Source organism: Thioclava sp. F1Mire-8 (assembly GCF_002213165.1).
Classification (GTDB): Bacteria; Pseudomonadota; Alphaproteobacteria; order Rhodobacterales; family Rhodobacteraceae; genus Thioclava; species Thioclava nitratireducens.
The window spans coordinates 185,230-209,777 of the sequence record NZ_NBNY01000001.1 but is presented as its reverse complement, the minus strand read 5'-3'; the positions used below and the strand labels follow the sequence as shown (position 1 = coordinate 209,777).

General features: G+C 65.0%; 21 protein-coding genes and 1 riboswitch. Of the genes, 11 read left to right on the top strand and 10 right to left on the bottom strand.

Translation table 11 applies throughout. The features are described 5' to 3' along the window. Window positions 1-19 precede the first annotated feature (19 nt). From B6V75_RS00955 to speB, 4 genes are all read right to left on the bottom strand, one after another. Window positions 20-1,834 carry a TonB-dependent receptor gene (locus tag B6V75_RS00955; protein ID WP_088718441.1) on the bottom strand — a complete coding sequence of 605 codons (1,815 nt, stop codon included), beginning with the start codon at window positions 1,832-1,834 and terminating at the stop codon, window positions 20-22. Window positions 1,835-1,971: 137 nt separating this feature from the next. Continuing rightward, window positions 1,972-2,166: riboswitch (cobalamin riboswitch) on the bottom strand. A gap of 29 nt (window positions 2,167-2,195) precedes the next feature. Then, window positions 2,196-3,242 (bottom strand): DUF475 domain-containing protein, encoded by a 1,047-nt coding sequence (locus B6V75_RS00950; protein WP_075775064.1) that lies wholly within the window; start codon window positions 3,240-3,242, stop codon window positions 2,196-2,198. A gap of 154 nt (window positions 3,243-3,396) precedes the next feature. Continuing rightward, window positions 3,397-3,822, bottom strand: a complete 426-nt coding sequence (locus tag B6V75_RS00945) for a DUF1499 domain-containing protein (RefSeq protein ID WP_088718440.1) — start codon at window positions 3,820-3,822, stop codon at window positions 3,397-3,399. Beyond that, a complete protein-coding gene (gene speB, locus B6V75_RS00940; protein WP_088718439.1) occupies window positions 3,819-4,790 on the bottom strand; it encodes an agmatinase in 972 nt (323 codons plus the stop codon). The genes B6V75_RS00945 and speB overlap by 4 nt, the downstream gene beginning before the upstream one ends. A gap of 392 nt (window positions 4,791-5,182) precedes the next feature. Here speB and B6V75_RS00935 point away from each other — a divergent pair, with 392 nt between their 5' ends. Both B6V75_RS00935 and B6V75_RS00930 read left to right on the top strand, forming a co-directional pair. Further along, window positions 5,183-5,662, top strand: a complete 480-nt coding sequence (locus B6V75_RS00935; RefSeq protein WP_075775067.1) for an Rrf2 family transcriptional regulator — start codon at window positions 5,183-5,185, stop codon at window positions 5,660-5,662. Between the two features lie 573 nt (window positions 5,663-6,235). Continuing rightward, on the top strand, window positions 6,236-6,595 hold the full coding sequence (locus tag B6V75_RS00930) for a TfoX/Sxy family DNA transformation protein (protein WP_088718438.1): 360 nt from the start codon (window positions 6,236-6,238) through the stop codon (window positions 6,593-6,595). Between the two features lies 1 nt (window position 6,596). Here B6V75_RS00930 and ndk read toward each other — a convergent pair whose 3' ends face one another. Continuing rightward, entirely contained in the window at window positions 6,597-7,019 is a 423-nt protein-coding gene (gene ndk, locus B6V75_RS00925; RefSeq protein ID WP_075775069.1) for a nucleoside-diphosphate kinase, read from the bottom strand. Between the two features lie 270 nt (window positions 7,020-7,289). Between ndk and B6V75_RS00920 the strand changes: the two genes are divergently transcribed. Further along, a complete protein-coding gene (locus B6V75_RS00920) occupies window positions 7,290-9,143 on the top strand; it encodes an ABC-F family ATP-binding cassette domain-containing protein (protein WP_088719350.1) in 1,854 nt (617 codons plus the stop codon). 84 nt (window positions 9,144-9,227) lie between these two features. Here B6V75_RS00920 and B6V75_RS00915 read toward each other — a convergent pair whose 3' ends face one another. The 4 genes from B6V75_RS00915 to B6V75_RS00900 all read right to left on the bottom strand — a co-directional run bounded on the left by B6V75_RS00915 (window position 9,228) and on the right by B6V75_RS00900 (window position 13,824). Continuing rightward, window positions 9,228-10,694, bottom strand: coding sequence for a carboxypeptidase M32 (locus tag B6V75_RS00915; RefSeq protein ID WP_088718437.1), 1,467 nt, complete (start codon window positions 10,692-10,694; stop codon window positions 9,228-9,230). Then, a complete protein-coding gene (gene ctaA, locus B6V75_RS00910; RefSeq protein WP_088718436.1) occupies window positions 10,691-11,845 on the bottom strand; it encodes a heme A synthase in 1,155 nt (384 codons plus the stop codon). The genes B6V75_RS00915 and ctaA overlap by 4 nt, the downstream gene beginning before the upstream one ends. 144 nt (window positions 11,846-11,989) lie before the next feature. Then, entirely contained in the window at window positions 11,990-12,670 is a 681-nt protein-coding gene (locus tag B6V75_RS00905) for an FAD-binding oxidoreductase (protein ID WP_088718435.1), read from the bottom strand. Between the two features lie 137 nt (window positions 12,671-12,807). Then, window positions 12,808-13,824 carry a hypothetical protein gene (locus B6V75_RS00900; protein WP_088718434.1) on the bottom strand — a complete coding sequence of 339 codons (1,017 nt, stop codon included), beginning with the start codon at window positions 13,822-13,824 and terminating at the stop codon, window positions 12,808-12,810. 234 nt (window positions 13,825-14,058) lie between these two features. On the opposite strand from B6V75_RS00900, the gene infC reads away from it, so the two are divergent. From infC to B6V75_RS00875, 5 genes are all read left to right on the top strand, one after another. After that, window positions 14,059-14,601: a translation initiation factor IF-3 gene (infC, locus tag B6V75_RS00895; protein WP_075775147.1), complete on the top strand. Its 543-nt coding sequence runs from the start codon at window positions 14,059-14,061 to the stop codon at window positions 14,599-14,601. 634 nt (window positions 14,602-15,235) lie between these two features. After that, complete coding sequence (locus B6V75_RS00890) at window positions 15,236-17,551, top strand: glycosyltransferase family 2 protein (protein WP_088718433.1); 2,316 nt, start codon at window positions 15,236-15,238, stop codon at window positions 17,549-17,551. A gap of 64 nt (window positions 17,552-17,615) precedes the next feature. Continuing rightward, window positions 17,616-18,281 carry an SDR family oxidoreductase gene (locus B6V75_RS00885; RefSeq protein ID WP_088718432.1) on the top strand — a complete coding sequence of 222 codons (666 nt, stop codon included), beginning with the start codon at window positions 17,616-17,618 and terminating at the stop codon, window positions 18,279-18,281. Window positions 18,282-18,325: 44 nt separating this feature from the next. Continuing rightward, window positions 18,326-19,369, top strand: coding sequence for a glycosyltransferase family 2 protein (locus tag B6V75_RS00880; protein WP_088718431.1), 1,044 nt, complete (start codon window positions 18,326-18,328; stop codon window positions 19,367-19,369). Window positions 19,370-19,544: 175 nt separating this feature from the next. After that, a complete protein-coding gene (locus B6V75_RS00875) occupies window positions 19,545-20,483 on the top strand; it encodes a phosphoadenosine phosphosulfate reductase (protein ID WP_240496879.1) in 939 nt (312 codons plus the stop codon). 95 nt (window positions 20,484-20,578) lie between these two features. Here B6V75_RS00875 and B6V75_RS00870 read toward each other — a convergent pair whose 3' ends face one another. After that, entirely contained in the window at window positions 20,579-20,791 is a 213-nt protein-coding gene (locus tag B6V75_RS00870) for a DUF1127 domain-containing protein (RefSeq protein ID WP_075775077.1), read from the bottom strand. Between the two features lie 174 nt (window positions 20,792-20,965). Between B6V75_RS00870 and pyrC the strand changes: the two genes are divergently transcribed. The 3 genes from pyrC to B6V75_RS00855 all read left to right on the top strand — a co-directional run bounded on the left by pyrC (window position 20,966) and on the right by B6V75_RS00855 (window position 24,528). Continuing rightward, window positions 20,966-22,006: a dihydroorotase gene (pyrC, locus tag B6V75_RS00865; protein WP_088718430.1), complete on the top strand. Its 1,041-nt coding sequence runs from the start codon at window positions 20,966-20,968 to the stop codon at window positions 22,004-22,006. 109 nt (window positions 22,007-22,115) lie between these two features. Continuing rightward, window positions 22,116-22,793 carry an orotate phosphoribosyltransferase gene (locus B6V75_RS00860; protein ID WP_075775149.1) on the top strand — a complete coding sequence of 226 codons (678 nt, stop codon included), beginning with the start codon at window positions 22,116-22,118 and terminating at the stop codon, window positions 22,791-22,793. Window positions 22,794-23,028: 235 nt separating this feature from the next. Continuing rightward, entirely contained in the window at window positions 23,029-24,528 is a 1,500-nt protein-coding gene (locus tag B6V75_RS00855) for a replicative DNA helicase (RefSeq protein ID WP_075775079.1), read from the top strand. Window positions 24,529-24,548: the final 20 nt, after the last annotated feature.

The following is a 24,548-nucleotide window of genomic DNA, read 5'->3' as shown; positions in this document are numbered from 1 at the left end:
GCAAACCGCCCCTTTCAGATCAGAACCGCGCACGCAGCCCCACATAGGCGGCGCGACCCGAGGTGCCGTAGCCCGGCCAGAGCTGGTAATCGGTGTCGGTCAGGTTCTCGATGCGCAGATAGGCCTCCTTCTCGTTGCCCAGATCGTAGGTCATCTGCGCGTTCAGCAGGCCGTAATCGGGCTGGCTCTGACGATCGGTGACCACACGCATATCGGCGGCGAGCGTGATCTTGTCGGTCACCTGCGCGTCGATGCCCGCGGTCAACGTATGACGCCCGAAGGCCGAGTTCCACGTCGATCCCGACGACAGCCCGTCGGGGTTCTTCCAGTCGAGATAGGTGTAGCCGAGGCTGTAGTTGATCTTGCTGGTGATCGGCCCTTTCAGCCCCAGCTCCAGCCCCTGCCGCTTCGCGGTGCCCGAGGTCTGGTAGTAGGTGCCGTCGTAGTCGATCAGGTCGTCCACCTCGATATGGAACAGCGTCGCGGTCAGCTTATGCGCACCGAAGTCACGCTCGACGCCGAGATCGTAGCTCAGCGATTTCTCAGGCTTGAGGTCGGGATTGCCTACGTAGCCGCCATAGAGTTCATAACCCGACGGCGCGCGGAAGCCATTGCCGATCGACGCCCGGTAGAGCGTCGCGGCGTCGGCCTGCCACGTCACGCCCAGACGACCCGTGGTGTTGCCGCCGAAATCCGAGTGATCGTCGTGGCGCGCGGAGGCGGTCACGTTCACCCCGTCCATCGGCGAGAAAGCGTATTCACCGAAGATACCCGTATCCGCCGTCAGGACGTGGCCCGAGACATAGGTGCCTGTATAGGTTTCCAGCGTGCGATCCGCCCCGAAGGTCAGCCGCCCCGGCCCGAGATCGGTCGAGGCTTTCCAGTCGAGTTTGCGGCGCTTGCCCTCGTAGCCATAGTCATAGACCGGATACCAGCGCGAGGTCGTGTAATAGGTCAGACCGAGCTCGTGATCGAGCGGGCCGGTCACGAATTTCGCGAAGAGACGTCCGCCCCGCTCCTTGTGGATCGTGTATTCCCCGTCGTCGGAGGGCGGCGAGGTGAAGGCATTGTCGAACTCGCCCCGATCGTTCTGCGCGAACCCGTTGAAGCCGATCAGCAGATTGTCGGAGATGCGCTTCTGCACGCGCAGGCTGACACGGTCGGCGCGGTAGCCGTCCTTCTCGGTATTGCCGTTCTTCTTGTCGGCGGCCGAGAAGCCTGCAGTGTAAATTTTCGACAGCTGAATCGCGAGCTCGTCATCGCCCTTCTTCCAGCCGAAATTATAGGCCGCATTCGCGGTGTGGTAGGAGCCGAGCTCGAGCTTGACGCTTTGGCTCACGCCATCCTCGGTCGGGCGCGGCGTGTCGAGGTTGATCACACCTGCAACCGCCTGCCCGCCATAGACCGCCGATTGCGAGCCGCGCATGATCTCGACCCGGTCGTAGTTGAACGTGTTGAACCGGCCCAGGTCGGGCAGCACCTGCGTCGCCGACGGATCGGAGACGTCGATCCCGTCCACCATGACCTTCACGTAATTCTGCGACACGCCGCGAATGGTGAAGCCGGTCTGCGCGCCCATCGGCCCGCGCGACAGGATGCCGACGCCCGGCGACTGCGCGATCAGGTTGGCGAGACGGGTCTGGCCCGAACGCTCCAGCTCCTTGCGCGACAGCACGGTGACCGCCTGCGCGGTCTTGTCCGACGATTGCGGCTCGAGCGCGCCGTGATAGATCACGATCTCATCGAGTTGGTAAGGTTGCGCATCTTGCGCGAGCGCGGGGCCTGCCAGCGCTGTGGTGAGCATCAGGCCCACGGTCAAACGGGTGCGGATCATATCCAATTCCCTCGTGCCGCGACTCTGCGGTCGCGTGAACTTCGTATTGCAAGTCTTTGGAAATTTGGAATTTCCGCCGACGGTGAAAAATGTCACCACTGACGGAAGACCGCCTCCGCTGCGCGCCCCGCACAGGCAGAAAGGATGAGCGCCTCGGCAGGTCTCCTGGCTCGCGGGTCCTGGTTCCGGCTGGCCTTCCCGGGTCTCCCCAGTGGCTCAGTCAGCCGTCACTCGCCGCTCACAGTTGCGGGGGCAGCCCCGGAATGAATGCACGCATCGCACCGGGTTCCCTTTTCATCCGCTTTCGCGGAACCGAAGTGCCCCTGCTGTGCCGCGCGCGCCGCACTGAGTCAAGAATATTTCAGCTTTCCACAGCGCGTCGGCAGCGCCGGTTGAACCGGATCGAGGATAGCAGCGCGAGACCGATCAGCCCGGCCCCGATCAGGCCGGTGATCACCTCGGGCACTTCCACCAGCGTCTGCGCGAACATGACGACGGAGAGGATCAGGATCGACCAGAAGGCGCCGTTCTCGAGATAGCGGAATTCGCTGAGCGTGTTGCGCTCCACCAGCATCAGGGTCATCGAGCGCACATACATCGCACCGATCCCCAGACCGATCGCGATCAGGAACAGGTTCTGGGTCAGCGCGAAGGCCCCGATCACCCCGTCGAAACTGAAGGACGCATCGAGCACTTCGAGATAGAGAAACGCGCCGAGGCCCGCCTTGGCCGTCTCGGCGGCGATATTCGTCCGGTCGAGCACGTGGCTGAGCACCTCGACGCCGAGAAAGGTCGCAAGGCCGCAGATGGAGGCGAAGAGGAACTCGTCCTCGCGCCCCTCCGGCAGAATCCAGGTGAAAAGCAGAACGACGACCAGCACGAAGCCGATCTCCAGACCTCGGATCGACGCGAGCGCGCGCAACCGGCGCTCCAGCGCGCGGATCCAGTCGACCTCCTTGCCCTCGTCGATGAAATAGGTGAGCGCGACCATCATCAGGAAGGCGCCACCGAAGCCCGCGATCGACAGATGCGCGTCCTCGATGATCTCGGCATATTCGGCCGGGTGTTTCGCAGCCAGAAGAACCGCATCCCAAGGTCCGATGCCCGCGGCGATCACGACGATCAGAAGCGGGAAGAGGATACGCATCCCGAACACCGCGATCAGGATGCCCCATGTCAGGAAACGACGCTGCCATTTCGGCGTCATCTGGTGCAGCTTGTTGGCGTTGACGATGGCGTTGTCGAAGCTCAGCGATATTTCCAGCACGGCCAGCACGGCAGTGATCATCAGGAAAGAGACCGCGCCGCCAAGCCCTCCGGTCTGGGCGAACCCCAGCGCGAAGGACCCGACCAGCCCTGCCACCGTGACGGCGATGGCCCAGGAAAAATAACGATACATGATGGTCATGCTGGCTCCGGCTGCATGAGGCCTCACTTAGGCTTCGCCCCCTGTCTTCGCAAGGGAGCGCACTGTCAGAGTTGGTCTGTGTGACCCTACGGCGTGGGGCGGGTGGGCGGAAAAACGCGGCGCAAGACACCCTGCGCACGGCGGGTCGCGCCCGCTAGAGCCCGACCTCGTCGAGCCAGCCCTTGATCCGCGCCTCATTCACCCCGAGATCGGATTTCCCGTAGACGAGGTGCCCGCGGATCTGCAGCGTATCGCCTTCGATCCAGAGCGTGGTGACATCGGGAAAGCCCCAGACGGCCGAGCGCGTCACATAGGCCGCGTAGCCCTCGTCGGCGCTGCCCGCGACGCGCTTGGTGCGCGCGGTGCCCCGGATGATCTTGTCGAGCGCGGCCATCTGCGCCGGCGGATCGGAGACGTCGCGCACGGCCTGAAACCCGCCTGTCTCCGGGTGGTCACCGGGCGCTTTCGCCAGCCCGTCGACATCGAAGCGCGCCGGATCAATCGGGGCGAGGCGCACCCACCCGTCGGCCGCCACCACGACGGCGAGCCCGAGCGCGAGGATCGTCACGGCCCGTTTCATGCCGCCCTCTCCCGCATCGCCCAGCCCGCAAGGGCGATCAGCTCGGTCGCGACATGAGCCCCGGCGATCGCCGTCACCCCGGTCGGATCGTAGGGCGGAGAGACCTCGACCACGTCGCCGCCGATCAGGTTGATGCCCTTCAGCCCGCGCAACAGCTCTGCCGCCTGCCAGCTCGCCAGACCGCCCCAGACAGGCGTACCGGTGCCGGGCGCGAAGGCCGGGTCCAGACCGTCGATGTCGAAGGTGAGGTAGCAGGGTCTATCACCCACCACCGCGCGGATGCGTTCGAGCGTGGGACCGATCCCTTCGCGATGCACGCTCGGCGCATCCACGATGTTCACGCCCAGCGTATCGGGATTGTCGGTACGGATGCCGACCGAGACCACATTCTCCGCCCGCAAGACGCCCGACTTGATCGCCTTGTAGAGGAAAGTGCCATGGTCGATCCGGTCCATGTCGTCATCGGCCCATGTGTCGGAATGGGCGTCGATCTGGATCAGCGCGATCTCGCCATGCGCGGCGACTGCCGCGCGCAGGATCGGCAGCGTGATGAAGTGATCGCCGCCGAGCGTGATCGGCGCCACGCCCGCCCCGAAGATCGCGCCGAGATGCGCCTCGATCCGACCCGGCACCTCGGGTACATTGGCATAGTCGAAGGGCATGTCACCGTAATCGACGATCGCCAGCTCGGAGAGCGGGTCATAGCCCCAGCCATAGGGCGCATCGAAAGCCTGCAGCGTCGAGGCTTCGCGGATCGCGCGCGGCCCGAACCGCGTGCCGGGGCGGTTGGTCACCGCCTGATCGAAGGGGATGCCGGTCACGGCGATCTGCGCGCCTGCGAGGTCTTTCGTGTAACGCCGCCGCAGGAAGCTGGTCGCGCCACCGAAGGTATTCTCGAAGCTCAGACCGCGCGCATCTGCGCGCGTAAAGGCCTGATCCACTTGGGTTTTCGCATCTTCCAGAGCCATGGTCGCCCTCCCTTTCGCCCGCGAAATCTGCGCCAGCCCTCGCAGGAGGTCAAGTTGCCCCGCAAGGCGACGAGGGACGTGTCCGAATCCGCGCACTCCGACAAGGGCCCGCCTGGGGCGATCCGGGCCGGGCAGTGCCCGCAACCGCGCGAACCGGGCGCAGAAGACCGAAGCTCTCATTCGCTCACGCCACCGTGTGCCGCGACTTCACCGAATGGACGCGCCCGCCGCGCCGGCCCGGCAGCCCCGCCTCACCCAACCGATATTGGCCCGCGTGACAACGGCGCGGCAAAATCTCGCCTCGGCGCGAAAATTTCCAATGAATGTGACATAGGTCAAACTTGCGAGGCAAACTTATCTATATCACCGCCGCGTGAGCTGGAGGAGTTACGATGCGTTTGACCACTCGAACCAATCTCGCGATGCGTGTGCTGATGTTCTGTGCGGTCAATCCGGACCGCACCGTGCGCAAGCACGAGATCGCGGAAGCCTGCAATGCGTCCGAGAACCATCTGGCGCAGGTGATCAACACCCTTGCGCATGAGGATTTCATCACCACCCTGCGCGGCCGCGCCGGTGGCATGAAACTTGCGCGCCCACCCGAACAGATCGGCGTCGGCAACGTGCTGCGCGCCTTCGAGGCCCGCCTGCCTTTCGCGGAATGTTTCGACACCGAGACCAACACCTGCCCGCTGCGCGACGCCTGCCTGTTCCGCGATGCGCTGAGCGAGGCGCTCGAGGCGTTCTACGGAACGCTCGACCGCAAGACCATCGCCGATCTGGTCGAGAACAACACCGCGCTGGAGGCGATGCTCAGCCTACCCGGCCTGCAACCCATCCCGATCTGCACGGCGGCGCGAGCTGCGCGATAGCCCTTTGAAACAAGGCTCCGCGCAAGCGGCCACGATAGGTCCGAATTCTTGACGCACTCGCGCCAAAATCCGCGCTTTCGTGTCGGCGACGTCACAGTTTCAGACGGTCGCTCACGCCAATGCGACCAAAAATCAGTTTCGCTTGACCGACCCTTTTCTCGGCGAGAGCCTGTGGCTACTTGTCGCAGCAACGGGAAGACCCCGCTAGAACGCGACTCATCACAAGGCTTAGGTCATGCAACAGCAATCGGGCAATCAATCAGGCCAGCAACAGCAAGGCGGCACGAACCGTCCTGGCCAGCAACAAGGCCAAACGGGCAATACGACCCAACAGAACGGCACCGTATTCGACGATTGGGCGTCCATCTGACGCCCTCTCTCGCGCCGCGATGATAGCGGCGCAGGCAGGCCCCGCAACCGGCATCTTCATCCACCGCCGGTTTTCGCGCCGCCCGCCATTCGATCTCTCCTTCGCGCTGCTCTTGCGTGGCGCGAAGTCCAGCTTCAGACTGCGACGATCCGCCAAACCGTCGCGCTGCCCTTGCCGCGCGGCCCAAAGGACCGTCCGGCACGATGAGCACCTCTCTCACCTCCATCAAGGGGATCGGCCCCGCCACCGCCGAAGGCTTCATGCGCGCCGGGATCACCTCGGCGGAAGACCTGCGCGAGATCGGAGCGGACGCCGCCTATGCCGCCTGGATCGAGGCCGGGAACCCCGCCCATTTCATCGGTTACTACGCACTGCACATGGCGCTGCAGGGTCGGCCGTGGAACGACTGCCGCGGCGCCGAGAAGGCCGCATTCCGGAAGAAATTCGACGCGCTCAAGGCGCGGATCGCAGCGGAGGACAGCTCCGCGCCTTCCGCAAAAGAAAAGGGCCGCGCCCGGCTGGACGCGGCCCTCTCGGAAATTGGTCTGATCGCGAAACGCTAGATCAGCCGACGATCTCGAGACCCGAGAAGAAGAACGAGATTTCTTCCGCAGCGGTTTCCGGAGCGTCGGAGCCGTGCACCGAGTTCTCACCCACGGAGAGCGCGTATTCCTTGCGGATGGTGCCCTCGTCGGCTTCCGCCGGGTTGGTCGCGCCCATCACTTCGCGGTTCTTGGCGATCGCGCCTTCCCCTTCGAGGACCTGAACGACGACCGGCTCGGACGCCATGAATTCGCACAGTTCGCCGTAGAAGGGGCGCTCTTTGTGCACTTCATAGAACTTGCCGGCCTGTTCCATGGTCAGCTGGATGCGCTTTTGCGCGACGATGCGCAGACCCGCTTCCTCGAACTTGGCATTGATCTTGCCAGTGAGGTTGCGCTTGGTCGCGTCGGGTTTGATGATGCTCAGCGTGCGTTCGATGGCCATGTGTGACCCTTTCCTTGTGTTCGCGGCCGGAAAGCCGGTCCGAAATATCCCGCGCCTGCTATCATGCAGGGGCTGGCTTGAAAAGCCCTCATGGGCGGGCCCGGGGCGAGTCTAGCGCGGTTTCGTGACCGTTTGGTCAAGGTAGACCGGCGGGCCGCCGGGCTTCACGCGCCGAAGGACGCCTCCGGCGGGGATATTTTTGCCAAGCCGAAGGGGCGCGGCGCGCAGCAGCGATTGACTGTCGCGCGCCCCTGCGCCAAGTCAGGCCCCATGTTGCGCATCTCCGATATCTCTTTTTCGATCGAAGGCCGTCCGCTCTTTGCGAACGCCTCCGCTACGATCCCCGAAGGCCACAAGGTCGGCCTCGTCGGCCCCAACGGCGCGGGCAAGACCACGCTGTTTAGGCTGATCCGGGGAGAGCTGACGCTGGATGGCGGCGAGATCGCCCTGCCCTCGCGCGCCCGCGTCGGCGGCGTCGCGCAGGAGGTGCCGTCTTCTTCGACCTCGCTGCTCGACACCGTGCTGGCCGCCGATGAGGAACGCGCCAGTCTTCTAGCCGAGGCCGAGACGGCGACCGATCCGCATCGCATCGCCGAAGTGCATGCGCGGCTCGCTGATACCGACGCATGGTCGGGCGAGGCGCGGGCCTCCGCCATCCTGAAGGGGCTCGGCTTCGACATGGAGGCGCAGAAGCGCCCCTGTTCGGATTTCTCCGGCGGCTGGCGGATGCGCGTGGCGCTGGCGGGCGTGCTCTTCGCGCAGCCCGACCTGCTGCTTCTGGACGAACCGACGAACTATCTCGATCTCGAAGGCGCGCTCTGGCTGGAAAGCTACCTGATGCGCTACCCGCATACGGTGATCGTGATCTCGCACGACCGCGATCTGCTGAATCGCGCGGTGGGCTCGATCCTGCATCTCGAGGACAAGCAACTGACCCTCTATCAGGGCGGCTACGACACCTTCGCGCGCACCCGCAGGCTGCGCCGCGAGGCGCAGGCCGCGCAGGCCAAGAAGCAGGACGCGCGCCGCGCCCATCTGCAAAGCTTCGTCGATCGGTTCCGCGCGAAGGCCACCAAGGCCAAGCAGGCGCAGGCGCGGGTCAAGATGCTCGAGAAGATGGAGCCGATCACCGCGCCGGAAGAAGCGGCCAAGCAGGTCTTCACCTTCCCCGAGCCCGAGCAGCTCTCGCCGCCGATCATCGCGATGGAAAGCGCCGCTGTCGGCTATGGCGGCCCGGCGATCCTGAAGCGTCTCAACCTGCGTATCGATCAGGACGACCGGATCGCGCTTCTGGGTCGAAATGGTGAGGGGAAATCCACGCTTTCCAAGCTCTTGGCGGACAAACTTCAGGTGATGGAGGGCAAGATCACGCGGTCCTCCAAGCTTCGGATCGGCTATTTCGCCCAGCATCAGGTGGATGAGCTTGACCTTAAGGAAACGCCGCTGACCCATCTCAAGCGCGAGCGTCCCGACGAGCATCCCGCCAAGCTGCGCGCGCGGCTCGCTGGCTTCGGCCTCGGCGCGGATCAGGCGGAGACGGCGGTGGGCAAGCTCTCGGGCGGACAGAAGGCGCGGCTGTCGCTCCTGCTGGCGACGCTCGACGCGCCGCATCTCTTGATCCTCGACGAGCCGACCAACCACCTCGATATCGAAAGTCGCGAGGCGCTGGTGACTGCGCTCACCGAATATTCCGGCGCGGTGATCCTTGTCAGCCACGACATGCACCTGCTGGGCCTGGTCGCGGACCGGCTCTGGCTGGTCAAAGGCGGCGCAGTCGCGCCCTATCAGGGCGATCTGGAAAGCTACCGCGCCGAGCTGCTGGCGCCGCCGCCCGAAGACAAGCCCGCGAAGCCCGCAGCACCGAAAACGGCCAAGCCCTCCCGCGATGCGATGACGGCAATGAAGCGCGAGGTGCGCGACTGCGAGGCCCGGGTCGAGAAGCTTAGCGGCATGCTGGAGAAGCTCGACGCGAAACTCGCCGATCCCGCGCTTTACGAGCCGGAAAAGGCAAAGGACCTCGCGGTCTGGCAGGCGAAGCACACCGAGGCGACGCAGGCGATGGAGAAGGCCGAAGCACTCTGGATGGCGGCCTTGGAAAAGCTGGAAACCGCTGAGCAAAATTAAGATCGTCGAAGGGGCCGCCCGCCCCTTCCTCTTGACCCAAATATCCCCGCCGGAGGCGCCTGTCCTTTCGGCAAGCGCTTCGGCTCACAGCTTGTAGATGCCTTCGAATTTCCGCGTGAGATAAGCCAGCAGCGGCGTCTCGGTCGGCTCGGCCCCGCAGGCATGCCGGATCGTCTCGCGCGGCGTGCGCAACCCGCCGTGGACGCGCAGGTTTTCGTCGAGCCATTGTTTCGCGGGCGTCGCATCGCCCTCGGCGAGGGCTGCGTCGATCCCGGGCGTGACCGCGCGCATCGCCTCGTCCAGACAACCGGCATAGACATTGCCGAGCGCATAGGTCGGGAAATAGCCGAACAGCCCCACCGACCAGTGTACATCCTGCAGGAAACCCTGGCTGGGCTTGGTGACCTTCACGCCGAAATCCTGCTCGAAGCGGGCATTCCACGCCTCTTCGAGATCGGCGACCTCCAGCTTGCCCGAGATCAGGTCGCGCTCCAGATCGAAGCGCAGCATGATGTGGAGGTTGTAGTTCAACTCGTCCGATTCCGTGCGGATGAAGCCCATGTCGACGCGGTTGACCAGCGCGTGGAAGGCCTCCCTATCCATGCCGAGATCGCCGAACGCATCGGTCATGCGCTGGTGCAGCCAGCCGGTGAACGGGGCCGAGCGGCCAAGCTGGTTCTCGTAGATCCGGCTCTGGCTCTCATGCACGCCCATCGAGACGCCATGGCCCAGCGGCGTGAAGCGATAGGCCGGGTCAATCGCCTGCTCGTAGGTGGCGTGGCCGACCTCGTGGATCGTCGAGTAGATATTGCCGAACGGGTCGCTTTCGGAGATGCGCGTCGTGATGCGCGCATCGTCGCCGCCGCCCGAGGAGAACGGGTGGACCGACATATCCAGCCGCCCGCGCGTCCAGTCATAGCCGAAGGCGGAGGCGCATTTACGCGCGAGCCGCAGCTGGGCGTTCTCGGGGAAGACCTTGTCGAAGGGCTGCGGCGAGACCTCCGAGCCCAGCACCCGGTCGCGCAACTCCACCAGCGGGCCGCGCATCCGGTCGAAGACGGTGGCGATTTCCTTGGACGTCGCGCCCGGCTCATAGTCGTCGAGCAGTGCGTCGTAGAGATTGCCCTCGGACAGGCATTCCGCCTCCTCGCGCTTCAGGCGCACAACCTCTTCCAGCGTCGGCAGGAAGGCGGAGGCATCCTCATTGGCGCGGGCCTCGGCCCAGATGCCTTGCGACAGCGAGGTCAGCCGCGCCATCTCGGTCGCGAGGCGCGCCGGGATACGGGTCGCGCGGTTGTAGCTGCGCCCGACCAGATCGAGGATGCGCGCGCTCACCGCGTCGTCGGCCTCGGCGCGGGCCAGCCAGTCTTCGATACGCGGATCGGTGCGGCGCGCATGCAGCACCGATTCCAGCGCCGCGGATTCCTCGGCGCGCTGATCGGCGGCGCCGCGCGGCATCATCACTTCCTGATCCCAGCTCAGCAGCCCGGCGATATTGCCCAGCGCTTCGGTTTCGCGCTGATGCGCGAGCAGGTCCTGATAGGCGCTCATACGCGGCCCTCCCGGATGGAACGAACAAGGGGGAAGCGCGCCATGTGACGCGCGCGGATCACGAGGACCCATGTAATAACGGCACCGAACTGATGGATGAGACCCAGCCACCAGTAATTCACCAGCTCAAGCGCGGTGCTGATGCCCAGCACCATCTGGAAGAAGATCATCGCGGCCATCAGCGCGAAGGCTTCCTTGGTGCGCGGATGGGCCGAGCTGCGCGCGCGCCATGCGGCATAAAGGCCCGAGGCGAAGACGAGATAGCCGACCATCCGGTGCAGGAATTGCACCAGCGCCGGGTTCTCGAAGAAGTTGCGCCAGATCGGCGTGTAATCGAAGCTCTCCGACGGCAGGAACTGTCCGTTCATCGAGGGCCATGTCGGGAAGGCGAGCCCTGCGTCGATCCCCGCGGTCAGCGCGCCGAGGATGATCTGCACGAACACGAGCCCGATCAGCACCGAGCCGATCCGGGTCAGGCGCGGTTCGGCCAGTCTACGTGCCTGCAACAGCGCCGATTCCGGGCGCGAGAGTTGCAGCGCGAACCAGGAGATCAGACCAAGGATGATGAAAGCGAGGCCGAGATGCGTGGCCAGACGATAAGAGGCGACCGACGTCATCCGCCCCACGAGGCCCGAAGACACCATCCACCAGCCGATCGCGCCCTGCAAACCGCCCAGTATCCCGAGACTGAACAGTCGACCCGTCCAGCCGGTCGGGATTTTCTTGGTCAGCCAGAAGCCGATGAAGCCGATGAACCAGACCATGCCGATCAGGCGGCCCAGCTGCCGGTGCCCCCATTCCCACCAGAAGATGCCCTTGAACTCGGACACGGTCATGTTCGGGTTCATGTATTTGAACTGCGGGCTCTCTTTGTAATGAGTGAATTCCGCCTGCCAGTCCGCATCGCTTATCGGGGGGACCGCCCCCGAGATCGGGTCCCAGCGCGTGATCGACAGACCGCTATCGGTGAGGCGCGTTGCCCCGCCTACCGCGATCATCGCCACGACCAGCGTGAACAGCACGAACAGCCACATCCGGATCGCCCGGCGCGCGCCGCGCGGCTTGGCGTCGATCATGCCTCCCTTGGGCTCGGCCCGTTTGGCACTGCCCTCGGCTCCGACTTCCTCGAAGATGCTGCGTTTTTCGGCCATGCGTGCGGACCCCCGGCTTGTCTGTCGGCTTTACTCGGCAAGAATTTGCGCGAGGGCAAACTAGGCCGCCCCCTTACCGGGGGCAAGGGGGCGGGAGAGCGCGGGATGCGCGGGCCGAGGCCACTTAGGCGTGATCGCGATGCGTCAGTCGAGATCTTCGCGAACGATGCGGTCTTGCGAGACGCCGAGCTCTTTCAGCGTGGCCTCGAGCTCGTCCACCATTTCGTGGGGGCCGCAGACATAGAACTTGCCGCTCTCCTTCTCGACATAGGGCGCGAGGAAGCCGCGATCGATCTTGGCGGTTTGCACGCCCGCGCCGGGATCGTCCTGCTTGGTCACGGTCCAGACGGTCTCCAGCCCCGACATCGCCTCGAACTCGTCGCGCAGGATGATGTCGTCCTCGGTCTTGTTGGAGAAGATCAGGCGGCAACCCTCCAGCGTACCTTCGCGGGCCAGTCGCGCGCGCAGGATCGAGATGAAGGGCGTCACCCCCGCCCCGCCCGCGATGAAGGTGCCGGGGCCCTTGTCCTTGATAGCGCCCCACGGGTCGGAGACTTCCACCGCCTCGCCGGGCTTGAGCGTCGCGATCTGCTCTGTCACGCCGTCATGGTCCGGATAGGACTTTATGACGAATTCCAGCGTGTCGCCGTCCACCGGGTTCGTGAAGGTGAAGGGACGCTTCTCGTCGGTCCAGCCCTCCCGGGTGAGGTTCAGCTCGACCGCCTGACCGGGGTCGAAGTCGAACCCGTCGGGGCGCGGGAAGACGAGGTGATGCGTGTCATGGGTGACGGGGCTGATACTTTGCAATTCGAGACGGGTACTCATGAACGGCTCCTTTCGTTGAAGAGCGAACGCGAGGCTTTGCGCAGGCGTTCCCATCCGATCCGCGGAATGCGCAAAGAAAAGGGCCGCGCGATTGGATGTCGCGCGACCCTTGGGGATTTCGAGGGGTAGCGGCGCGATCAGAAGCCGAGCGCCGCGCGGATCTGATCGACCACCCCTTCCACGAGTTGCGGATTGTCGCGGGCGCTTTGCACCGCCGTGCGCAACTGCGCCTTCGTGGCCTCGGGCAGCTCGGACGTATCGACGATGTCGATCACCCTGTCGGCGTCGAACCCTTCCACGGTCAGCGCCTTCGCGGCGCTCATCACGCCCTGGCCCTGCACCGGCGTCTGGGTATCGCCACCGCTCGCGGCGCCTGCGGGGGCTGCCGCCTGCGTCGCATTGGTGGCGGCGGCCGCGGCGTCGGCGGCGGCATTCGCGGCTTGGCTGGCGGCCTCGGCGGCTGCTTGCGCCGCAGAACTCGCCCCCTCGATCGCGGTCTCGCTCGCATCGGCCTGCGCGCCGCTGGCGGCGGACGCCGCCGCGTTCGCAGCCTTCGCGGCCGCTTCCGCTGCCGCCGTCGCGGCCTTCGCGGCATCGGTGGCGGCAGCACTGGCCGCATCGCTGGCGGAATTCATCGTGGCTTTTGCAGCCTCGTTCGCAGCCGAAGCGGCGTCCTTGGCGGCACTGGTCGCGTCGCTCGCCGCCTGCTTGGCTGTATCGGTCGCTTTCGAGGCGGTATCGGCAGCGCTCTGGGCGGCATCGGAGGCAGCAGTTTGCGCCTGATCGGCCCCCTTCTTCGCGGCCTCTTTCGCGGCATCCGCCGCATCCGACGCCGCGTTCGAGGCGGCATCCGTCGCGCCTGCCGCCGTGTCCTTCATGCTTTCCGCGGCATCCGAGGCGGCCTGCGTCGCCTTGTCGGCCGCGTCGGAAGCGGCTTGGGTCGCCTTGTCCGCGGCGGCCTTCACCGACTCGCTTGCGGATTTCACCGCATCGCTGGCCTTGTCGGCCATGGTCTTTCCGGCGCTCTCGGCGCTCGTAGCGGCCTCCGGCGTCGCATCGGTCGCTTCGGTTCCGTCCGAGATATCGGTATTCAGGATGATCAGTCCGGCGGCCACCCCCAGCACCACGATCACTGCTGCCACAAGCTTGTTCATCACGCTATTTCCCTTGATTGTCTTGCTCTGCGGGCCCTCTTCGCCCGACCACGATCTTCGAACGCAGCGGCCCGCGAGGCCCGCGATCGCGCGGCAAACGCCTTGGCCCTGCCCGGCGGGACACAACGCAGATCCTCCCTGCCCGGTTCCCGTGCCTTTGCGGTTGAATACGGCGGCACTCGGGACTATCTTTTCCGCCCGAAATTACTCAATGGCTACAGAAGGATTCCCACCATAGCCCGCAGACCCCACAACGCCCCGCCGACCCGTGATACCGGCCCCCGAGTGAACGGACGCATTCGCGCGCCCGAGATTCGCCTGATCGGTGCAGAGGGTGAGAATGTCGGCGTGGTTTCCCCGCGCGAAGCGATGGCCATGGCCGAAGAGGCCGGGCTCGATCTCGTGGAGATTTCGCCCAACGCCAACCCGCCCGTCTGCAAGATCATGGATTTCGGCAAGTTCAAATACGAACAGCAGAAGCGCGAAGCCGAAGCCCGCAAGAAGCAGAAGACGATCGAGATCAAGGAAGTCAAATTCCGCCCGGGCACCGATGTGCACGACTATGACGTCAAGATGCGCAACGTGGTGAAGTTCCTCGAGAACGGCGACAAGGTGAAGGTCACCCTGCGCTTCCGCGGCCGCGAGATGGCGCACCAGGATCTGGGTCTCGAGTTGCTCAACCGCGTCCGGAGCGACGTGGGCGAGTTGGGCAAGGTCGAGAACATGCCCAAGCTCGAAGGCCGCCAGATGGTGATGATGATCGCCCCGGCCAAATAAGCGGCCGAGCCTTCCGAGACGGTTTGAACCCTCCCCTCACCGGGAGGGTTTTTTCATGGCCCGTGGCGGGCGGCGGGCGCATCTCGAGGGGGTGAAAAATTAAAGCGCCGCGGGAGGGAGACCCGCGGCGCGTTTGGGGAAAGACGAGGGAGAACGTCTGTTCCTCTGGTCGGGTTCTGTGCGGCGTCGACCGCGTCAGGGAGATCAAGAACCCGATGCACTTGTGATATGGGAGTATCCGTGTGCTGAACTTGACTTAGGTCAAAACTCATCGCGTTTGAACTGCGACAAACTGTTCCAATGGTCACGTTTCTGGCAGGCTCGGTGAGGCGGGCGTGAGGAGAACCACACCCGTCGTCGATCCACCCTCCTGCAAGGCTGTATTTTCGGGCTCTGAGAGCACACGACGCGCTCACGCAAGCGCCTCGCCCCGCGCCGTCATTGGGGGGCTTTTTTCGCGGTCTGATCCGCTGTCGCGCGCGCTCCGCCGCGATTGCCCCGGTTTCGCCATTCCCATCGCGCGAAATCGCCCCGTTCGGAGGCGACATCGATTCCCGGACGCGCGGGTTCGCGTGGCCTTTATTGCGTCGCCCCCTGCATGCTAGTTGCAACGAAAGGCAGTTTCGAGATCGACATGGGCAAGCAACGAGTGATCCGGCGCAGGATGGAGGCGCAAACGGGCAAGCCCGCGCTGCTCGACGCGGTGGGCTGGACCGACGAGACCGATCTCGGCCCCCGTCACCATCTGCGCGCATTCTTCGCCGCCCCTTCGCAGGCCGAGGATCTGAACCTCGACCCGGTGCCCGGCGCCGCGCATCTGGCCGAGGCGCGCAATGTCGCGGGCGCGGTGATGGGGATCTATGAACCGACCGCGCCGGGACCGATCCAGGCCGCGATGGCCGGGCCTGATGGTCCGGAATTGCGTGAGATCACCCCTGCCGCGCCAGATTGGGACATGTTCGAGGGCCGCAACTGTCTGTTTGGGCTTCGGCTGGAGGAAAGCGTCGAGACGGTGCTCGATTGGCTCTGCTGGCATCACGACCATCACGGCGCAACGGGCGCGGTGATCGTGAACCGCGCGCCCGAGAGCAGTCCGGCAGGTAGCGGCGAAGCTTTCGCCGACGCGCTGGAGGCGGGCATGGCGCTGCGCGAGCTGGACCTGCCGGTCGCGATCCTTGAAAGCCCGCTGCCGCTCGGCAAGCCGGGGATAGGGCCGGAGAACCATGTCTTCCTCGCCCCGGACGCGCCCGGCAAGGACCGGATGGAGCCGCCCGCCCCCGATCCGCAGCTGAGCCCGCTGGGCCAGGCGCTGATCTTCGAGATCGCGAAATGGCGGTTCTTCGCGAAGGCGGCCTCGGTGCTGGTGCTCGACGTGACCGATCTTCTGGCGGCGCGCGAGCCGGGCCAGCCCTCGGCTTTCGAGGCCACGCAACAGGCCGAGAACGGCGTGATCCTTCTGGTGGGCCGCCGAATCTACCCTTGGCGCGTGCGCAACGATCAGCCCGCGCGCTTCCCCGACCATATCTGCCGTCAGTTCGACGCCCGGCGCGGCATCGCGCGCTGGGGCTGCGCGCCGGCCAAGGCCGGACTGGACAATACGTGGCGGCTGCTGCGCGTCAGCTATTGCCGCCCCGATTCGGGGCTGACCTATGGCTTCTGGCGCGCGATGGCGCTGCGGGTGCCGGGCACCTCGCCCGCGGAACTCGCGCCCAAGACCTCGCTGGTGGAAGACCCGCGCCTACTGCAGATGTCGCGCGATGTCTGGGGATTCAAGCCGGTGCGCCCACCGGTCTCGAAGGTGAAGGACGCGCCCGCGCAGGCGGTCGAGGCAGGCCGCACCGCCATCGTCACCACGATGAAGAATGAAGGCCCCTTCATCCTCGAATGGATCGCCTATCACCGCGCGATCGGGGTGGATGATTTCCTCGTCTATACGAACGACTGCACCGACGGCACCGATACGATGCTCGATCTGCTGCAGGCCAAGGGCTACGTCCAGCACCGCGAGAACCCGTTCCGCACGATGGTCGATATGAAGCCCCAGCACGCGGCGCTGGCGGCGGCGGAGACCGAGCCGGTGATCACCAAGGCGGGCTGGTCGATCTGCATGGATGTGGACGAGTTCATCAATGTGAAGATCGGCGACGGCACGCTGAAATCGCTGTATAAGGCGATGGGCGAGGCGAACATGATCTCGCTCACCTGGCGGCTGTTCGGCAATAACGACGTCCACGCATACGAGGACAGCTTCATCACCGGGCAATTCACCCGCTGCGCCCCCGAGATCGTGCGCAAACCGCATCAGGCCTGGGGCTTCAAGACGCTGTTTCGCAATATCGCGCTCTACAAGAAGCTGGGCGTTCACCGCCCCAAGGGGCTGAACCCGGACCTCTGGGATCAGGTGAACTGGCTCAACGGCTCGGGCCAGCCGATGCCGCGCGAGATGTTCCGCAATGGCTGGCGCTCGACGCTCGACACCTATGGCTATGACTGGGTGCAGCTGAACCATTACGCGGTGCGCTCGGCCGAGAGCTTCCTCGTGAAGCGCGACCGCGGCCGGGTGAACCATGTCGATCGCGATCAGGGGCTGAACTACTGGTTCCGGATGAACCATAACGCGGTCGAGGATCGCTCGATCCAGCGGATGCTGCCTGCGGCCCGCGCCGAGTTCGACCGGATGATGGCCGATTCCGAGATCGCGGCGGCGCATCACCACGCTGTCGCCAGCCACCTTGCGAAGATCGCGGAGCTGATGGCGCGCCCCGACCAGCGGGAGTTCTACGAGACGCTGACATCGGAGCGGTTCGAGGCGCTCTCGCGGATGCTGCATGTCTTCGGCTCTGCCGTGTTCAACACCGGCCCGCACGTAATCCCCGACGACCTGCATGCCCGAGACCTGCCCGCGGATTTCTTCTTTACCGTCGAAGCTCCGGACGAGGCCGCGCACTAGGCGCGCCGCCTTTACCCAGGCGCGCCCTGACCTAGCTTTCCGGTCAAAGGAAAGGATACCAAACATGGCACGCATTTTCGTCATCGGCGCGACAGGCGGCGTCGGGCATCGGCTGGTCCCGCTTCTGATCGACGCAGGCCACGAGGTTACGGCGCTGCACCGCAAACCCGAGCAGGCCGACAGCCTGCGCGCGATGGGAGCCACACCCGTTCAGGGCGATCTGATGGAACTCACCGCGGGCGATTTCGAACCGATGTTCGAGGGACAGGACGCGGTCGTCTTCTCGGCGGGGGCTGCAGGCTCCGGGCTCGAACGCACCACCCGGATCGACGGCGACGCGCCGCTCGACGTGATCGCCGCGATGAACCGGATGAGCGTGCCGCGGCTCTACCTCGTCTCGGTCTTCCCCGATGCGGGGCGCGGCAAAGAGATCAAACCGGGCTTCGAGCATTACATGCTGGCGAAGAAGACCGCCGATGCCGCCGTGGTGGCGAGCGGGGTCGACTATGTCATCCTGCGCCCCGGCACCTTGATGGATGAGGATGGCGACGGTCGCGTGGCGCTGGCCCATGCGCTGAATTACGGCTCGGTCGCGCGCGGCCATGTCGCGGCGGTGCTCGCGGCCCTGATCGACACCCCCGAGGTGAGCCGTGAAATCCTCGAGCTGACCGACGGCACCGAAGAGATCGCTGCAAGCGTGGCAGCCCTGCCGCGCCGCGTCACCGTGTGATCCCAACCACTTGCGAGCGCGCGCGGCCCCTCTAGAGTGGCGCAATGCGTGCGCTCGCGATCACATCCGTCAAGAATGAAGGCCCGTTTCTGCTGGAATGGCTGGCCCATCACCGCGCCATCGGCTTTACGGATTTCCTTGTCTTTTCCAACGACTGCGACGACGGCACCGATGCGATGCTGGATCGGCTGCAGGAGATCGGCTGGCTGACCCATGTGCCCAATCCCGGCCCGTGGAAGGAAGGCCCTCAATGGGCCGCGCTGAAACAGGCCGATGCGCATCCGCTGGTGGCCCAGGCCGACTGGATCGCGGTGATCGACGTTGACGAATTCGTCACCATAAAGACGGGTGACGGCACGCTGGACGCGCTGATCGAGGCCGAGCCGCAGGCGACCGCCTTTGCGATGACATGGCGACTGTTCGGCAATTGCGGCGTGGTCGGCTTCGAGGATCGCCCCGTCACGCAACAGTTCACTCGCTGCGCGCCGCCGGACATGCTCTGGCCGTGGCGCGCCTCGATGTTCAAGACGCTGTTTGCCAATACCGGCGCCTATACCAAGCTCGGCGTTCACCGCCCCCGTGCACCACAGGACGACAAGCTGGCAGGCACGCTCTGGGTCGACGGATCGGGCCGCAAACTGCCGCCGCACTATCAGCGCCAGAAGCTGTTCACCCCACCGGGTAGCGCGCCCTACGACCTCGTGCAGCTCAACCATTACCCGCTGGGGTCGATGGAAGGCTACCTCGTGAAATGCGACCGGGGCCGGTCGAACCGGCGGGCCGGCGCCTTCGACATGTCCTACTGGGTGGAGCGCAATTTCTCGGAGGTGGAGGACGATTCGATTCGTCGCCACGATGCGGGCACGCAGGACGCTCTTACAGAGCTGAGCGCCGATCCCGAGCTGACCCGCCTGCACAATGCGGCAGTTCTGTGGCGCAAGGAGCGGGCCCGCACGCTTTTGCGCGAAGAAGCCTACCGCGGGCTTTTCGGCCGGCTTCTCCTGTGCCCGCCGAGCCGCCCGCTCTCGCCTCAAGCCGCTAAGCTCATGGTGCGCCTTGCAAAAGCGGCCGCGGCCGAAAACCCGTAAACAAACATCCGAAAATGGGCCAATTGTCGCCGGTTAAGAAATGTGGCGGCAGATTCCTCGCTTGGCTCCTATTTGTGCCCCTTTCTTGCGGTGATACGTTGGGAGAGCAGAATTGGCGGTGTCCCGCCCGCATCCGCAACCCGCGAGATGCGCACGAAAGCTGAAAGAGGCGAAGGTGAGCAAGGCAGACACGGAGTGGCGCGCACGGCTGGAAGAGATCGCGGACGAGACCGGCTATTACGAGCCGCTCGGCACCGATCACGAGGTGCTGTTCCATGACGACTCGCCCGTCCTGATCGTCAGCTTCGAGACCCGAGCCCAGATCGAGGCCGATGCCGACGAGGCCCTGCCCTTCGGCTACAAGATCGCCCGCGACGAAGGCTGGTCCGCGCTCAGCGTGATCGCTTCGGACGAAAGCTGGTTCCGGGATTCGGCGGTCTATGCCTATTTCGACCGACTCGTCGACGAGGCCTTCTTCGAAGATTTCGACCGGGTGGTCTTCTACGGTGCGGGCCCCGGCGGCTACGCGGCGGCGGCTTTCTCGGTCGCGGCGCCCGGCGCCACGGTGGTCGCGCTCGCCCCGCAGGCGACGCTCGATCCGACGCTCGCGGGCTGGGACGACCGTTTCCCGCAGACCCGCCGGATGTCCTTCACCGATCGCTACGGCTTCGCGCCCGAGATGCTCGACGGCGTAGCGCAGGCGTTCATATTCTATGACCCGTTCGAGCGACTCGACGCGATGCACGCAGCACTGTTCGCGCGGCCTTGCGTATCCTTGATGCCCTGCCGGCATATCGGCCCGGACCCGACGACGGCGCTGCTCGACATGGATATTCTCGACGAGGTGCTGATCGCCGCTGGCGCTGGCAAGCTGACCCCGTCGCTGTTCTGGACTTTCTTCCGCGCGCGGCGGCTGTCGAGACGCTATGTCTTCCGCCTGCTCGACCACCTGCGGAGGGCGCGCCGTCCGGTACTGGAGGCGATCATGTGCCGCGCGGTCGGGACGAGCCAGAACCGCCCGAAATTCCGCAATCGCTACGAAGCGCTCGCACAGAAGCTCGCCGAAGAAGGGATCGAGTTGCCCGAGCCGTTGCAACGCGCGGGCGCCGCCTGAAACCCCGAACAGTATTGCAGACATGTAAAAAGGGCGCGCCCGGCGGGGGGCACGCCCTTTTTCAATACGTGGCGCTTCGGCGCCCCGGACCGGGTTCAGATGTAGAAACGGTCGCGGAACACGTGGCGCACGATGCCGTCACGGGTCAGACCCATATCGGCAAGCTCAGCGTCGCTTTTCGCGTCGAGCGCGCGGATTTGGTCTTGGCGCGACTGGCGCTCCATGTAGGCGACGAGGCCTTGTGCGATTGCTTGGCCCATACGAGCGAAGATCGATTGTCCGCCATGGGCGGTGGTAACGAATGCCATGGAAACCTCCTGAGGGTTTAGCGTACAGGTTCGTTTCCTCCCTTGGCGATGAACTTAGGTCAGCCTCGCTGCCTCTACTACCGCCATCTGCGCATCCCCGCCATGCATATGCTGCAGCGCGGCATGCGCGCACCCTCTGGATTCGCGCGCGACCTCGGGCTAAGGACTTTTCCCATGAACTCGATCACCCTGCCCCGCCCCGATGACTGGCACCTGCATCTGCGCGATGGCGCGATGCTGGAAGGTGTCGCCCCCGAAACCGCTCGCGATTTCGCCCGCGCGATCATCATGCCGAACCTCGTGCCGCCGGTGGTGCGCGGGGACGATGCCGCCGCCTATCGCGAGCGCATCCTGAAGGCGCTGCCGGAAGGGAGCGATTTCGAGCCGCTGATGACGCTCTACCTGACCGAGAAAACCGACGCGGAAGACGTGGCCAGAGCCGCAGCCTCCGGACTGGTCAAGGCGGTGAAGCTTTATCCGGCGGGCGCCACGACGAACTCCGATTCCGGTGTGCGCGATTTCGACAAGGTGCGCGGCGTGCTGGAGAAGATGGCCGAGATTGGCCTGCCGCTTTGCGTCCATGGCGAAGTGACCCGCCCCGAAGTCGACATCTTCGACCGCGAAGCCGTGTTCATCGAAACCGTGCTCGACCCGATCCGGCGCGCGACGCCCGGTTTGCGCGTGGTGATGGAGCATATCACCACCAAGGACGGCGTCGATTACGTCTCCTCGCAGGGCGAGGACATGGGCGGAACGATCACCACGCATCACCTGATCATCAACCGCAACCATATCCTCGTGGGCGGGATCAAGCCGCATTACTACTGCCTGCCGGTCGCCAAGCGCGAGACGCATCGGCTGGCGCTTGTCGCCGCCGCGACCTCGGGCAATCCGCATTTCTTCCTCGGCACCGACTCTGCGCCGCATGTCGACGCGGCCAAGGAAAGCGGCTGCGGCTGCGCGGGCTGTTTCACCGCGACCAACACGATGCCGCTTCTGGCGCATGTGTTCGAGGCCGAGGGCGCTCTCGATAAACTGGAGGCCTTCGCCTCGCGCAACGGCCCCGCCTTCTACCGGCTTCCGGTCAACGAGGCGACGCTCACGCTCGAGAAGACCGACGAGCCCAACAACTGGCCCGCCAAGATCGAGACCGGCGCGGGCCCCGTCACCCTCTTCGATCCGGGTTTCCCGGTCCATTGGCATGTAAAACGCTGATCTTCGCCTTGGCGCAAATATCCCCGCCGGAGGCTCCCAGGCCCGCCGGCGGACGCTCCGCGGGGGATATTTAGACCAAGCCGAAGCCAGTCTTGATAAGGACGAGATGATGATCCCCAGCTCCTTCCCCAGCAAAGAAGAAATCGCCCGCCTGACCGCGCGGATGCTTCTGGAAATCGAAGCGGTGCATTTCAACGCCGACGAGCCCTTCACGCTCGCCTCCGGCCTGCCCTCGCCGACCTATATCGATTGCCGCAAGCTGATCTCCTTCCCGCGTATCCGCTCGACGCTGATGGATTTCCTCGCCGTGACGGTGATGCGCGAAGCCGGCTTCGAGGCGTTCGACAATATCGCGGGCGGCGAGACGGCGGGCATTCCCTTCGCCGCGATGGTGGCGGAGCGTCTGGCACTGCCGATGACCTATGTGCGCAAGAAGCCGAAGGGCTACGGGCGCAACGCGCGCATCGAAGGCGCGATGACCGAGGGTCAGCGCGTGCTCTTGGTCGAGGATCTGACGACCGATGGCGGCTCGAAGTTGAGCTTCGTCGATGCGATCCGCGACACCGGCGCGACCTGCGGCCATACCGCGGTGATCTTCTATTACGGAATCTTCCCGGAGACGGTCCCGAACCTGCGCGAGCATGGCGTCGAGCTGCATCACCTGTGCACCTGGTGGGACGTTCTGGCCGAGGCGCGCGAACAGGGCAGCTTCTCGAAAGAGACGCTCGACGAGGTCGAAGCCTTCCTGAGCGATCCGCGCCCGTGGCAGGACGCGCGCAAGGGCTGAAACGGCCCGAGATTTCTGTGGATGAAGCTGTGGATGCTCTGGGGAGCATTTTCGCCCGCGACTCTCGCTAATCGCGCCCACTCGCGAAATGTGGTAGGTTCGGTCGCGACCGCACACTATAAATTCCGAAGACTCCGCTGAAACAGCGGGGTTTTCCCCAATCTTATCCAGATTCCTATTCCCCCCGACTGCGGTTAAAAGACCGCCTGAGGGACGGGGACACCGAGGCAGGAACATGAACGATCAGGCACAACGCCCCGATGAGGGGCAGCCCGGAAATTTGCCCGCAGAGGGCACCGCGCTGCCCCATAATATCGAAGCCGAACAGCAGCTTCTGGGTGCGATCCTCACGAATAACGACATCTTCGACCGGATCGCCTCCGTCATCAAACCGGAGCATTTCTACGAGCCGGTCCACCAGCGAATCTACGAGGTCGCGGCGGCGAAAATCCAGAAGAACGCGCTCGCCTCGCCGGTGACGCTGAAAGCCTATCTCGAGGACGATGCGGGCCTTCAGGAACTGGGCGGGCCGGCCTATCTGGCGCGTCTGGCGGGGGCGGCAATCTCGGCCTATGCGGCGCGCGACTACGCGCTGATGATCTACGAGATGGCGGTGCGGCGCGGCCTGATCGAACTGGGTCAGGACATCTCGTCGCGCGCGGGCAAGCCGCAGATCGACGACGATCCGAAAGAGCAGATCGCGGCGGCCGAACAGCGGCTCTACACCTTGGCCGAAGAGGGTCAGGCGCAGAAGGGCTGGACCTCGTTCCTGTCGGCTGTGACCGAGGCCGTGCAATCGGCCAATGCCGCCTATCAGCGCGATGGCGGTCTGGCAGGCGTCTCGACGGGGCTGCGCGATCTCGACAAGAAGCTCGGTGGCTTCCACCCTTCGGATTTGCTGATCCTCGCGGGGCGTCCCTCGATGGGGAAAACCTCGCTTGCGACCAACATCGCCTTCAACATCGCCAAGGCCTACAAGAAGGGCATGCGCCATGACGGGGTTGAGGGCGCGATCGAAGGCGGCGTTGTCGGGTTCTTCTCGCTCGAGATGAGCGCGGAACAGCTGGCCGCGCGTATCTTGTCCGAAGCCTCCGAAGTGCCCTCCGAGCGCATCCGGCGCGGCGACATGACGGAGAGCGAATTCCGCCGCTTCGTCGAGGCCGCGAAAGCGCTGGAGAAATGCCCGCTCTATATCGACGACACGCCCGCCCTGCCGATCGGTCAGGTCGCCGCGCGCTGCCGCCGACTGAAGCGGACGCACGGGCTCGACGTGGTGATCGTCGACTACCTGCAGCTGCTGCGCGGCTCAGGCCGGGGCGACAACCGCGTGCAGGAGATCGGCGAGATCTCGATGGGTCTGAAGGCCATCGCAAAGGAATTGAACATCCCCGTGGTCGCGCTGTCGCAGCTGTCGCGGACGGTGGAAAGCCGCGAGGACAAGCGCCCGCAGCTCTCCGACCTTCGGGAATCCGGCTCGATCGAACAGGATGCCGACGTGGTGATGTTCGTCTATCGCGACGAATATTATCACGAACGCCTCAAGCCACCGGAAGACGACCCGAAATTCGCCGAATGGATGCAGAAGGCCGAGCGCGTACACGGCAAGGCCGAGGTGATCTTGGGCAAGCAACGTCACGGGCCGATCGGCACGGTGGAATTGGCCTTCGAGAGCCAGTTCACGCGCTTCTCGGATCTCGCCAAGCCTTGGCAGGGCGACGGCAGCGAAGGGTTCTGATCGGGGTAGCGGGGGGCTCT